Genomic DNA, 11,659 nt, shown 5'->3' on the forward strand with positions numbered 1-11,659 from the left:
ATTTACTTGAGTGCCGCCAGCCGTGTTCACGGGGCGGTATTTCAGCAGCCTGTTAAAGGCTTCAGAGCGTGCTTCTCGTTCTTCTAACGCGCACATGCCGATGGACTCCTTTTCTACAGCGTCGTATCGCTTCACATACTTCCAGTAGTTGCGACAGAAGGAGAGGATGCGGCGGATTGATGCGTCCCCTTTGCCATTCTCTTGTAGCTTATCAATCCAGCGTCTTGCTGAGGCCTTATGAATTGACTGGAGGGTGGAAAACTCGCCTATCAGAAGACCGACATCTTTAACCATCTGGTCCTTGGTCTTAGCAACCAGCTTGATCTGGTCCTTCCAACTTTCAAAGTATTGATTGCTAGGCGTAGATATACCTGCTGCTAGGTCACGAAATTCCTGCGCAGCTTCATAGCCCTTGGCCTCTGCTATTGCTTCTACCTTGTCCCCCAGGACCTGTTCCCAGGTATCCAGCGTGTCCTCATCAGGGGCCTGCCTAAGGGCCTGTTTCCAGCGCAAAGCCTCGTTTGCTACTGCATTGGTAGAGCCTCTGGCTTGCTTTATCTGGGCCTTCCAGTGGGCCACAATGGGGGCAGCTAGGTGGATGGCTTCCCGCCTGTTAGCTGTCCCAAGAGACTGCTTGAAGCGAGTCTTGCCAAGGGACTCCCGAACGTCTTTGGGGACAAGCAAAGAGGCATGCCAGATGCGACCAATAAGCTCTATATTCATGGTGGAAAATCGCGGGTTCGAATACTATTAACCCATAGATTAACCCAATAATTAACCCAACTACAATGCCTTGTAAGTGCCGTGTTTCAATGATTTCAGTGGCTTATGCTGCATTTGGCGGAATGTCCCGCCCTCTCCGCCAGGATTCACTAAAAAAGCGCCCTCCGGGGCGCTTTTTTGTTGCTGTCGTTCCTGAAAATACCTTGTCAGGGAGCCCCATGAGAAGCATGGCCTTGATGGCGCTATTGGCCATGGCGGGATGTTCGCTTCTCCAGCCCGCCTGGCATTGGTCGAGGTCGATGGCACGGCGACCTATGCCAGCGTGCGTCGCGTCCATGGGTGCATGGAACGCCGTGGCTGGCGCAAGGTCCAAAATGAGTGACGAAAAGGGCAAACGAGGTGCTATCTCGGACGACGGATCGTGCCCGTATGCGTGGATGCCGCTTGCGTTTGTCATGTCGAGGCGCTAAGGTCGCGTTGTGTCATGACGCATGGGTTTTTTATGAATAAGGATCGTAGAGTACGCGTTGATCGCCGGTTGAGGGACGTTGGCCCTCCCGGCGGGTGTTGCGAGCGGCGTCGGCGTGCCGAGCGGCGTCTTGCATATGTCGAGGATGCGGCGCTTTCCGAGGATGAGTTTGCGAGTTATTTCGGCTCGCTTGCCCGGGATGGCAGCCAATCGAGTCAATTTGACGAAGCGTCCGAGGTTTTGGCCAGGGCGCGCGACCGCTATTGACGGATGTTGGGGTGAGCGATGACCGATAGCCAGATTCGGGAGTTCATCAGGTCGGGATGGCCGTTTTTTGGTGTGACGTCGAAGGGCGATGTCATGGCCCGGTATGTTGTCTACGGTCCGGTGTTCCGGTGGCAGCGCAATCAGATGGTCCCCATGCCCTTGCAGGCGGGCGATTTGCTGTGGTGGCTGCAGGCGTCGGACGAAGATGACGACGAGGGTTAGTCGTTGCGCCGGCCCTGGCTAGGGATGGTGTGTTTGCTGGAGCCAACAAAAAAGCGCCTGTAGGCGCTTTTTTGTTTTGCCGGGCGCTGTGTTCAGCCGCGAACCGTGTCGGGCAGGTGCCCGTCGATCAGCTTCAGCAAGGGAGCGAATACCTTGGGGGTGCCGGCGATCAGGTTGCCGGTTTCCAGGTAGTTGGCATCGCCACGCAGGTCGCTGACCAGGCCGCCGGCTTCCGAGATGAGCAGGGCGCCTGCCGCCATGTCCCACGGGGAGAGGCCGAATTCCCAGAAGCCGTCGTAACGGCCGCAGGCGACATAGGCGAGGTCGAGCGAGGCGGCGCCGGGGCGGCGCTGGCCGGCCGTCTTTTCGGCCAGTTCCTTGAAGATGGCCAGGTAGAGGTCGATCTTGTCGAACATGCGATAGGGGAAGCCGGTGCCGAGCAGTGCTTCGCCGAGGCGGGTGCGACGGGAGACGCGGATGCGCCGTTCGTTGAGGAATGCGCCGGCGCCCTTGCTGGCGGTAAACAGTTCGTTGCGATTCGGGTCGAAAACGACGGCTTGCTCGACGATGCCGGATTTGGCGAGGGCGATGGAGACGGCATACTGCGGCATGCCGTGGATGAAGTTGGTCGTCCCGTCGAGCGGGTCGATGATCCATTGGTACTCGGAGTCCTGGCCCGCGGAGATGCCGGACTCCTCTGCTAGAATGCCGTACCCCGGGTATGCCTCCTGCAGTGTTTCGATGATGGCCTTCTCGGCGGCTTTGTCGACTTCGGTGACGAAGTCGTTGGGCTGCTTCGAGGCGACCTTGAGCAGGTCGATGTCGTTCGACGCACGATTGATGATCTGGCCGGCGCGGCGCGCCGCCTTGATAGCGATATTCAGGGCTGGATGCATGGGCTTAAAGAGCTAACGGGCAGCCAAGGCCACCCGATATATTTTGAAAGTACGAATTTTACACCATGAACCCGGAAGTCCTGCTTTCCCGCATCAGAGTCGTGCTTTGTCGTCCCAGCCATCCCGGAAACATCGGTGCTGCCGCGCGGGCGATGAAGACCATGGGGCTGTCGCGTCTTTACCTGGTCGAGCCGAAGCAGTTTCCCGACCCCGAGGCGGATACGCGGGCGACCGGCGCCGTGGATGTGCTGGCCAATGCCAGGGTGGTTGGTAGTCTTGGCGAGGCGCTGGCCGGGGCGTCGTTTGCTGTCGCGCTCTCGGCACGCCAACGCGATATCGGACCGGTGCTCGGTGCTCCTCGCGAGACGGTGGCGCGCCTGATGGCCGAGGCCGCAGAGGGTGAAGTGGCCTTGGTGTTCGGTAACGAAACGGTCGGTTTGAGCAACGAGGAAATCCTGCATTGCCAGGCGGCGGTGACAATACCGACCAATCCGGATTTCAGTTCGCTGAACCTGGGTTCGGCGGTGCAGGTACTGTGCTACGAGTGCCGCATGACGGCCTTTGCCGGCCAGCCTCCGGCGGCGCAGGTGGCCACGCCGTTTGCCTCTCCTGCTGCAACGAACGACGAGGTGGAGGGCTTGTATGCCCATCTTGAGCACGTCATGACCGAGACCGGCTTCTTCAATCCAGAACAACCGGGGCGGCTTCTACCCAAATTGCGTCGCTTGTTCGGCCGGGTTCGGCTGGAGCGGGACGAAATCAACATCCTGCGCGGCATCCTGGCGTCGACCCAGGTCAGGACCGGCCACGGGCGGAAGGGCTGAACCCGCTTACTTGAGGTTGCCGCGCAACTCGGCGGTCAGGGCATCGATGGCCGGTCTGAGGTGGCCGTACTGTTGTTCGAGCTGGGCGATGGCGTCGGTCATCCCGGGTTGGTCCTGCATCACCCATTCGATATGGCCGCCGCTCAGCATGTTGGCGACGTAGATGATGTCCGAAAGGCTGCGGATGGTCGATGGCTGGCCGCGCAGGTGGTCGTGGTCTATCGTCGCCTCGACGATCTCTTCCGGCAGGCCCAGCGCGTTGAGCAGCGAAACGCCGATGCTTTCGTGCCATTGCACGATCAGATACCGGATCGTGTCGGGGCGGTGGCGCAGTTCCTCGTACTGGGATGCGCGATACAGCATGTAGAACGCGCCCAGGTCGTGGATCAGCCCGGCCAGCATGGCTTCGTCCTTGTTGATCCGGCTGCTCTCCCCGGCCAGCACATGGGCGGCGGCGGAGGTCTGTATCGAATGCTCCCACAGCGCATGGGTGGTGTCGGCGAACTCGGCCATGCCCTTGGCACGCATCAGCTGGGTCATGACGATGGCGAGTGCCGCCGTATGGACGACGCTCAGGCCGAGGCGGACGATGGCCGACTTGAGATCGACGATATCCTTGCCTTCGGGGTTGTAGGCGACCGAATTGGCGAGGTGGAGCAGCTTGGCTGAAATCAGCGGTTCGGCCGAGACGGCGTGCGCGATGTTGGCGATGCTCTGGTTGGGGTCGTTCAAGACCTTGCGCAGGCGCAGGACGGCGTCGAAATAGGTCGGGAATACGACCTCGCCGGAAAATTCCCTGGCGATATCCTCCAGCATCTGGAAGCGCTGGGCCTTGAGTTCGTTTCCGGTCTTGTCCGGGTCGATGGAGGCGACTGAGGTGCTCATGACATTATTATCAAGCAAAACCCCGCCGGGTGGGCGGGGTTCCGTGTTTTCCCCAGGGGGGAAACCGCTTCGAATGAAGCGGCTGTCGAGCGCAGACCTTGAAATGACGGCGGTTTAGAAACTGGTGTTCAAGGTCAGGCGAACGGTGCGCGGGGCGCCCGGGGAGATGTTGTTGTCGCCGTCGGCGGTGGGGTAGTAGTTCTTGTCGAACAGGTTCTCCACGTTGAGCGCGAGGCGGCTCTTCAGTTCCTTGATGGTGTAGTACAGCGCGCCATCGAAGCGGGTGAAGCCGGGCAGCTTGACGCTGTTGCTGATCGACGCGTACGACGACGACTGGTGGATGACGCCCAGGCCGGCACCCCACTGTTCGCTCAGATTGACGCGGTTCCACAGCGAGAACATGTTCTCGGGGACGAGGCCGATCTTGCGGCCGACGGGAATGGCGGCGGCGCTGGCGTCGGTGCCGGTGCTCAGTGCCTTGCTGACGCGGGCGTTGAGGTTGGCGTAACCGGCATAAACCTGCCAGTTTCGGGTCACCTCGCCCTGCACGCCGACTTCGACGCCGGTCGTCCGCTGCTGGCCGGTCTTCACGAAGAGGCCGCTGCCGGACGGGTCTTTGGACCGGACGTCATCCTTGTCGAGCTGGAAGGCGGCCAGCGACATCGACAGCCTCGGCAGCAGGTCCCAGCGGGCGCCGAGTTCGTAATTGGTCGATTTTTCCGGAGCCAGGTCGGCGGTCGAGGTGGCGAGGCCCAACTGTTCGCCGGACGGGAGGAAGGCGTAGCTGTAGCTGGCGTAGTAGGTCGACCCGGCGGTCGGGCTCCAGATCAGGCCGAGGCGGGGGCTGAACTGCTTGTCGGTGCGTTGCAGGTCGGTCTGGGTCGTGGTGGTGCGACGGTCGTCGAAGCCCACCTTGAAGTAGTCGTAGCGCAGGCCGGCGAGCACCTTCCAGTTGGCGGAGAGGCTGACCTGGTCCTGAACGTAGAGTGCCGCGGTATCCGAGCTGACGTAGTTGTTGGCATCGGTGGTGCGGAAATCGAAGCGGGTGGCCGTTGCGGTCGGGTTGGCCGCGGAGATGCTGCCGATGGTGCTTGCCGTGGCACCGAAGTAGCCGGTCTTGCGCTGGTTCCAGCTATCCTGGTGGCCAACCTCCAGGCCGGTGAGCAGGGTGTGCTGCAGGCCGCCGGTGGTGAAGCTGGTCGTCAGGTCGGTCTGGTTGAAGATGTTGGTCCGGTCGTTCGCATTGTTGTAGGCCGAAATCGACATCGTGTTGCTGCCGCTGACGGCGCTGCCCGGATAGATGTTCTGGTAGAACTTGTCGTAATGGGTGACGCGGAAGCTGTTCCTGAGCTGGGCGCCGTTGCCCAGGTTGTGTTCCAGCGTGGCGGCGAAACTGTCTACCGTTGCGCGTGCATTGCTCTGGTCGGCGTTGCCGAAGAAGCGGGCGTTATCGGTCTGGTAGGGCCGGCCGAACTGGGAGGGCAGGCCGCGATCGGCCGTGCGATCGTCCTTCACGTGTTCGTAGGAGAGGGTCAGCGACGTGGCTGGCCCGAGGAGCAGGGTGACCGTGGGGTTGATCGCGTAGCGGCGCAGCTCGACGTCGCGGCGGAAGCTGTCGGCCTCTTCGAACATCGCGTTCATGCGGACGGCAACGCCGTCGGCCACTTTCTCGCCGACATCCAGGGCGGTGCGGCGCTGGTTGTAGCTGCCCAGCGTCAGGGCGAACTCGCCGATGTGGCCGAATACCGGTTTCTTGGTGACGCGGTTGACGACGCCACCGGCGCCGCCGCGGCCGAAGGTCATGCCGCCCGGCCCCTTGAGGATTTCGACGCGCTCGAGGTTGTAGAGGTCGCGGAAGATCTGGGCATCGTCGCGGATGCCGTCGATGAAGAAATCGGCGGTCGTGCTGTTGCCGCGCAGCACGACCTGGTCGCGGTTGCCTTCGCCCTGATGGGCGCTGGCGCCGGGAACGTAGCGCAGCACGTCGGCCATGCTCTGCATCGCCTGGTCCTTGATCAGGTCGGCGGGAACGACGGTGACGGACGCGGGGACGTCCTTGAGCGGGGTGTCGGTCTTGGTGAAGGTGGCGGAGCGGGTGGCGCGGTAACCCTGTACCGGCCCGTCCGCCCGCTCGGCCCGTTCCTGGACCGTGATCGGCTTCAGGAGCGCGTCGTCGGCCTGGACGTGGGGGATGCCTGCGGCCGTCAGCACGGCCAGTGCGGATAGTTTGAGTTTGAAATGGCAAGCCATCGTGTAATTTCTCCCTGTGTGTGGCTGGCTGGGAAAATCACCTGGCTTGCCGAATGAAAAAATTGCTCCCGAGCTGGGATCGGGTGCCAATCTACATGAGAATGGTTCTCAAGTGTAAGAATCTGTAAGGATTTGCAACTAAATGTGAGCGATGCGGGGCCCGACCTAGTTCGCGATCACCCCGAGCCGCGCAAAGAGGGCGTCGTCGCAAGCCGGGGCGCTGTTTTCCGTGGTCAGCAGTTCGCTGCCGTAGAAAACGGAATTGGCGCCGGCGAGGAAGCACAGGGCCTGCTGCTCGTCGCTCATTTCCTGGCGGCCGGCCGAGAGGCGGACGAAGGATTGGGGCATCAGGATGCGCGCGACGGCGACGGTCCGGATGAATTCGAAATTGTCGAGCCTGGGCAAGTCGGCGAAAGGGCTGCCCGGAATGGCGACCAGATGGTTGATCGGGACGGAGGCCGGCGGCGTGGCCATGTTGGCGAATTGCACCAGCAGGCCGGCGCGATGGCGTCGCGTTTCCCCCATGCCGACGATGCCGCCCGAGCAGATCCTGATGCCGGCTTCTCTGACCTGATCGAGCGTATCCAGGCGGTCCTGATAACCGTGGGTGGAGACGATTTCCGCGTAGTACTCGGGGGCGGTGTCCAGGTTGTGGTTGTAGAAATCCAGGCCGGCTTCCTTGAGGCGCTCGGCCTGGCCGGGCTTGAGCATGCCGAGGGTGAGGCAGGTTTCCAGCCCCAGCGCCTTGACCGCGGACACCATGTCGATCACGGCATCGAGATCCTTGTCCTTCGGGTTGCGCCAGGCGGCACCCATGCAGAAGCGCGATGCGCCTTTTTCCCTGGCTTCGCGCGCAGCGGCGAGCACGACGGCGAGCGGCTTGAGCGGTTCGCGTTCGACGGCGGTGTCGTGTCGCGCCGACTGCGAGCAGTATTTGCAGTCTTCGGAGCAGCCGCCGGTCTTGATTGAGAAGAGCGCGGAGCGCTGCACGCGGTTGGCGTCGAAGTGCTCGCGATGCACCTGCTGGGCATGCCAGAGCAGATCCATGAAGGGTTTTTCGAACAGTTCCAGCGTTTCCTCGACGGACCATAGTTTGCGGGCATAGAGGGAGACGGCGCTGGCGGTGGCGTGAGTGTGCATGGTGGCGAAACGGGAGAAGGTTGGGTGGCGGGGAGGCGGCAACTGGCGACGACGGGCAGGCCTTGGGCTGCCGGCTCAAGGCCGGGGCAAGCCTTGGCTGCGCGGCGGCGGGAGTCAGCTGCCCGGCGTCGGAATCATGGTGGCCAGGGCGCCCAGGCGTCGGTCGGTCAGGGCGTAGAACATGCGGCTGGCGTCCTTGCGGGCGGAGATCAGGTTGCGGCTGTGCAGGATCCACAGATGGTGCGAAATATTGGGCTGGGAGCTCCAGAGCTGCTCGCAGAGTTCGCTGACCGAGCGTTCGCCTTGCGCGAGCAGGGAAACGATCGACAGCCTGAGCGGATGGGCCAGCGCCGAGATGGCATGGGCGGTGTGCTCCAGGTCGGCATTGGTCCAGGCGCCCGAAGCGTCGGCCGGCGCGCGCTCCCAGGCGCCGAGGGCGGCCTTGATCCGGGTTTTGGGAGGGGATCGGCGGCGCATCATTTTTCCCAGCGGTTGTGGCCGACGTATTCTTCCCAGCTCAGAAACCCGTCATGGTTGGTGTCGCGTTCGGAAAACTTCTCCGCCAGATAGGGCGAGTCCTTGGCGGCTTCCTGTTGAGAAAGGCGGCCATCCTTGTCGGCGTCCGCCGCAGTGAAGCGCTCCACGGCCTTTTGCCGCGCCAGTCGGGCAACGTCTCCCTTGCGACCTTCCTGGTCGAGCTTGGGAACCATGGTCTGGGCGGTGGCCGCGTTGCATGCCGCGCAGCCGACGAGGAGGACGAGCAGGGTGTTGCGGATCATCAGCCGACCTCCGAGAGCGCCTGCAGGCAGGGCTTGTACTTCATGTCTTCAAGCAGGATGTGGTTGCGCCACCAGCGGGTCAGGTAGCTGAACAGTTCCTTGGCGCTGATCACGCCCAGCGTCGCGCCGTAGCAGATTTCAGCGACCACTTCGCAGAAGTGCAGGTGTTCCTGCCGATGGGACTCGAGATGATCGTAGGCTGCTTCCGCCATCAATTCTTCCTCGTGGCGGAAGTGATATTCGGCGTATTTGATGAGCGCCGAGAGGATGTCGACCATCTCTTCGGATTTCAGGTTGTCGGACTCGCGGCCGCTCAACTGGTTGATCAGGTGGGCAAGATGCTGGTGATGCTTGTCGAGCGTCGGTTCGCCGACACTCAGGGCTTCGTTCCAGAAGATCGGGGTAATGTTGTCGTGATCGGTCATGGCGATTCCTTAGCGGGATGCCTTGTCGGCATTCCCGAGGATGGGAGACCTGTTTCCCGAAGCTGAGTCCTGGCTGCGGCGGTGCAAGGCGCCGATCGAACGCAGCGCGGCGGCGGCGCGCCCGAGGCTGCGTTCGGAACTGCGCTGGTTGGCGGCGATGACGGCCAGCTTCCCGTGCAGTTGGCTGACGCTTGCGACGTAGTCGCCAAGGTGATCAACGCTGGCGTTGGCGGGCGCGCTTTGTGGGTTGTGCATCGGATTTCCCAATTCGGTTGCTATAACTAAAGCAATAGCAAGACGCAGGCCACCCGAAAAATGACGTTCAGTAGGCGGGCAGCAGCTTGTTGATGCCGACGAGGAAATGGATGATCGGCCATACCAGCGCGCCGGCGATCAGCGCCATGAGGAGCAGGGTGCCGACGAAGGGGCGCTTGAAATTGAGCCAGGCGAGCAGATTCCGGATGAAACCCGGCGCCATTCTCGGCTTCTCGGGGTGCTTGGCGCCAGCCGGCAGCGGAATCGCCCGGGGAATCCGGCGCAGTCCGGTCAGCATGGCGAGGACATAGTTCTCGCGATGCAGCCACGAGGCCCAGACGACGCCGCCGAGGTGGCCGACGACCAGGACGGCAAGGAGGTGTCCGCCCAGCCGGTGGGCGTGGATCAGGTTGTCTTCCCAGTCATCGGGCATCAGGGCGCCGAACGGCCCGAGTTGCTGGCTGGCGCTGTAGGAGAGCAGGCCGAGCACGCAGGTGGCGAAGAGCACGACGAGGAGGGCGTACACCATGGCGGCCCCCATCGGGTTGTGGCTGTAGTAGTAGCTGGCCTTGCCGGACAGGGCGTCGCGGCAGTAAGCGAGCATTTCGCCCGGCCGGTACGCGAAGGCCGAAAAGCGCGCGGCACCCTGGCTGACGAACCCCCAGACGATGCGTGCGCTGACCAGGATGCAGATCAGGTAGCCGGCGTAGGGGTGGAGGGGAAATTTCCTGTATTCGAGATAGGCAGTCGCAAAGGCGAGAACGAGCAGCCAATGATGAACGCGAACGAAGCGGTCCCAAACCTTGACTTCGGGGTCGCGACGCTTGCGCCGTTCGACGGGCTCCAGTTTGTTTGTCAATGTATGTCCTGGTCAGGTTTTGAAGCGGCTCAATTCGTGTTCGAGCGTATGGGCCAGTTGATTGAGTTCCTGCATCGATTCGTTCATGGCCTGGATGGCATTGCCGTTTTCCCGGGCCAGGCTGGCGATCGAGTCGACCTGGGCGGAAACCAGGCCGGAGGCGACTTGCTGTTGCTCGGTCGCATCGTTGACCTCGGTCATGCCCTTGGCCACCTGGTTGACCGTGGCGGCGGCATTGTCGAGGACGTTGGCGACGGCGGACATCGAGCCATGGCTGGCGGCCAGCACTTCCAGCCCGCTGTTGAGGGCATTGCGTACCTGCCCCGATTCGTTGCCCAGGGCGCTGGTCAGCTTGTCGATCTCGACGGCGGAACGGTTCGATTTCTCGGCCAGCTTGCGGACTTCGTCGGCGACGACCGCGAAGCCGCGCCCCATCTCGCCGGCGCGCGCCGCCTCGATGGCCGCATTGAGCGCGAGCAGGTTGGTCTGGTCGGCGATGTCCTTGACCTCCTGGGTCATCTTGGTGATCGATATGGTGCTGGCGACGAAGCTTTCGACTTTCTCGGCGATGTTGCCGACCGCGTTCTCGACCAGCGTGATCTGGTGCTGCAGCTGGTGCAGGCTGCTCTGCCCCTCGTGCGTCTGTTTCTGGCTCTCCAGCGTCAGCTGGTGCACCTGGGCGCAGGACTGGTTGACGCTGACCACGGCGGCGGCGATCTCGTCGAGCGCCGAGGCGGCGTTTTCCGACTCGCGGGCCTGGGCTTCCGAACCCTTGGCCACGTTGTCGGTTCGCGAGCGCAATTCCCCGGCCGAATTGGCCACACGCGACGCGATGCAGTTGATCTGCGAGATCAGGGCATGCAGTTTTTCCATCATCGCATTGAAGGCCATCGACGCTTCGCCGACTTCGTCGTTGCCCTTGATCGGCAGGCGGCTGCGCAGATCGCCCTCGCCGCTGGCGATGCCTTGCAGGTTGTGGGCCATGGCCGCCAGCGGAACGGTGACGAAGCTGCGCACGAAGATGAAGACGAAGAGCAGCAGGGGAACCGAGATCATCAACGTCGCCATGATCATGCCCATGCGGGATTCGGTGACCGACTCGTCCAGATCCTCCAGCGACACCTTCATCGATACCGCGCCGAGGATGTTGCCGTCCTTGACCTCTTCGTGGCACTCCATGCAGTCGCGGCCGAGATAGTTCTTCGACGCGATGGCCGGGAAAATGGCGATCAGGACATGGCCGTGCTTGGGGTCCTGGGCTTCCTGGAACAGCGTCTTGCCGCTCGCCATGACCTGCTTTTCCAGTTCATCCGGATTCATGGCGATTTCGTCGCCATCGCCCATTTCGTGAATGACCAGTTCGCCGCGCAGGACGCGCAGATCCTTGATCGCTTCCGACTGGCGCACCTGGTCGTAGTAGATCTGGCGTTTCTTGATGGTCTTGGTCACCTTCATGAACAACAGGTTGGCCATGGTCATCTGATTGACGCTCATCGCCAGGTCGCGCGCCTGATGGAGCGCCATGTTGCGTTGCTGGTAGGCAGTCCAGTAAATGATGCTGCCCCAGGCCAGGCTGAGCATCGCGGCGATCGAGACGACCAGGCGTATCCAGATCTTGACGTTGTACAGGCTGCGCAGCGGGGGGCGCTCAGCCATGGCATTGAA

General features: G+C 62.2%; 13 protein-coding genes. 2 read left to right on the plus strand and 11 right to left on the minus strand.

The features are described from left to right. Positions 1 to 723, minus strand: a 723-nt coding sequence (locus tag Q0P59_RS14675) for a DUF6538 domain-containing protein (protein ID WP_295007562.1), incomplete at its 3' end; no start/stop codon positions are given. Positions 724 to 1,477: 754 nt separating this feature from the next. Here Q0P59_RS14675 and Q0P59_RS14680 point away from each other — a divergent pair. After that, positions 1,478 to 1,681, plus strand: a complete 204-nt coding sequence (locus Q0P59_RS14680; protein WP_295007564.1) for a hypothetical protein — start codon at positions 1,478 to 1,480, stop codon at positions 1,679 to 1,681. Between the two features lie 92 nt (positions 1,682 to 1,773). On the opposite strand, the gene Q0P59_RS14685 is transcribed toward Q0P59_RS14680, so the two are convergent. After that, positions 1,774 to 2,577 (minus strand): inositol monophosphatase family protein, encoded by an 804-nt coding sequence (locus Q0P59_RS14685; RefSeq protein ID WP_295007566.1) that lies wholly within the window; start codon positions 2,575 to 2,577, stop codon positions 1,774 to 1,776. A 65-nt stretch (positions 2,578 to 2,642) separates the two neighbouring features. Between Q0P59_RS14685 and Q0P59_RS14690 the strand changes: the two genes are divergently transcribed. Beyond that, the gene (locus tag Q0P59_RS14690; RefSeq protein WP_295007568.1) at positions 2,643 to 3,401 is read left to right on the plus strand and encodes an RNA methyltransferase; all 759 of its coding nucleotides are present in this window, start codon (positions 2,643 to 2,645) and stop codon (positions 3,399 to 3,401) included. A gap of 6 nt (positions 3,402 to 3,407) precedes the next feature. Here Q0P59_RS14690 and Q0P59_RS14695 read toward each other — a convergent pair whose 3' ends face one another. From Q0P59_RS14695 to Q0P59_RS14735, 9 genes are all read right to left on the minus strand, one after another. Continuing rightward, the gene (locus Q0P59_RS14695) at positions 3,408 to 4,286 is read right to left on the minus strand and encodes an HDOD domain-containing protein (protein WP_295007570.1); all 879 of its coding nucleotides are present in this window, start codon (positions 4,284 to 4,286) and stop codon (positions 3,408 to 3,410) included. A 114-nt stretch (positions 4,287 to 4,400) separates the two neighbouring features. Next, entirely contained in the window at positions 4,401 to 6,536 is a 2,136-nt protein-coding gene (locus tag Q0P59_RS14700; RefSeq protein ID WP_295007572.1) for a TonB-dependent siderophore receptor, read from the minus strand. 165 nt (positions 6,537 to 6,701) lie between these two features. Further along, positions 6,702 to 7,676 carry a biotin synthase BioB gene (gene bioB / locus Q0P59_RS14705; RefSeq protein ID WP_295007574.1) on the minus strand — a complete coding sequence of 325 codons (975 nt, stop codon included), beginning with the start codon at positions 7,674 to 7,676 and terminating at the stop codon, positions 6,702 to 6,704. Positions 7,677 to 7,790: 114 nt separating this feature from the next. Beyond that, positions 7,791 to 8,153: a metalloregulator ArsR/SmtB family transcription factor gene (locus Q0P59_RS14710; RefSeq protein ID WP_295007576.1), complete on the minus strand. Its 363-nt coding sequence runs from the start codon at positions 8,151 to 8,153 to the stop codon at positions 7,791 to 7,793. Next, positions 8,153 to 8,455 carry a hypothetical protein gene (locus tag Q0P59_RS14715; RefSeq protein WP_295007578.1) on the minus strand — a complete coding sequence of 101 codons (303 nt, stop codon included), beginning with the start codon at positions 8,453 to 8,455 and terminating at the stop codon, positions 8,153 to 8,155. Before Q0P59_RS14715 ends, Q0P59_RS14710 begins: the two co-directional genes overlap by 1 nt. Next, complete coding sequence (locus Q0P59_RS14720; RefSeq protein WP_295007580.1) at positions 8,455 to 8,880, minus strand: hemerythrin family protein; 426 nt, start codon at positions 8,878 to 8,880, stop codon at positions 8,455 to 8,457. Before Q0P59_RS14720 ends, Q0P59_RS14715 begins: the two co-directional genes overlap by 1 nt. Positions 8,881 to 8,889: 9 nt before the next feature. Further along, positions 8,890 to 9,135, minus strand: coding sequence for a hypothetical protein (locus Q0P59_RS14725; protein WP_295007582.1), 246 nt, complete (start codon positions 9,133 to 9,135; stop codon positions 8,890 to 8,892). 67 nt (positions 9,136 to 9,202) lie between these two features. Then, complete coding sequence (locus Q0P59_RS14730) at positions 9,203 to 9,994, minus strand: cytochrome b/b6 domain-containing protein (RefSeq protein WP_295007584.1); 792 nt, start codon at positions 9,992 to 9,994, stop codon at positions 9,203 to 9,205. A gap of 12 nt (positions 9,995 to 10,006) precedes the next feature. Continuing rightward, positions 10,007 to 11,650: a methyl-accepting chemotaxis protein gene (locus tag Q0P59_RS14735; RefSeq protein ID WP_295007586.1), complete on the minus strand. Its 1,644-nt coding sequence runs from the start codon at positions 11,648 to 11,650 to the stop codon at positions 10,007 to 10,009. Positions 11,651 to 11,659: the final 9 nt, after the last annotated feature.

The organism is uncultured Dechloromonas sp., assembly GCF_945957265.1.
Lineage (GTDB): Bacteria > Pseudomonadota > Gammaproteobacteria > Burkholderiales > Rhodocyclaceae > Azonexus.

Excerpts from the sequence above, each read along its gene's own strand:
- Q0P59_RS14680 (WP_295007564.1), top strand. The coding sequence starts at position 1,478 with ATGACCGATAGCCAGATTCGGGAGTTCATCAGGTCGGGATGGCCGTTT.
- Q0P59_RS14685 (WP_295007566.1), bottom strand. The coding sequence starts at position 2,577 with ATGCATCCAGCCCTGAATATCGCTATCAAGGCGGCGCGCCGCGCCGGC.
- Q0P59_RS14690 (WP_295007568.1), top strand. The coding sequence starts at position 2,643 with ATGAACCCGGAAGTCCTGCTTTCCCGCATCAGAGTCGTGCTTTGTCGT.
- Q0P59_RS14695 (WP_295007570.1), bottom strand. The coding sequence starts at position 4,286 with ATGAGCACCTCAGTCGCCTCCATCGACCCGGACAAGACCGGAAACGAA.
- Q0P59_RS14700 (WP_295007572.1), bottom strand. The coding sequence starts at position 6,536 with ATGGCTTGCCATTTCAAACTCAAACTATCCGCACTGGCCGTGCTGACG.
- bioB (WP_295007574.1), bottom strand. The coding sequence starts at position 7,676 with ATGCACACTCACGCCACCGCCAGCGCCGTCTCCCTCTATGCCCGCAAA.
- Q0P59_RS14710 (WP_295007576.1), bottom strand. The coding sequence starts at position 8,153 with ATGCGCCGCCGATCCCCTCCCAAAACCCGGATCAAGGCCGCCCTCGGC.
- Q0P59_RS14715 (WP_295007578.1), bottom strand. The coding sequence starts at position 8,455 with ATGATCCGCAACACCCTGCTCGTCCTCCTCGTCGGCTGCGCGGCATGC.
- Q0P59_RS14720 (WP_295007580.1), bottom strand. The coding sequence starts at position 8,880 with ATGACCGATCACGACAACATTACCCCGATCTTCTGGAACGAAGCCCTG.
- Q0P59_RS14725 (WP_295007582.1), bottom strand. The coding sequence starts at position 9,135 with ATGCACAACCCACAAAGCGCGCCCGCCAACGCCAGCGTTGATCACCTT.
- Q0P59_RS14735 (WP_295007586.1), bottom strand. The coding sequence starts at position 11,650 with ATGGCTGAGCGCCCCCCGCTGCGCAGCCTGTACAACGTCAAGATCTGG.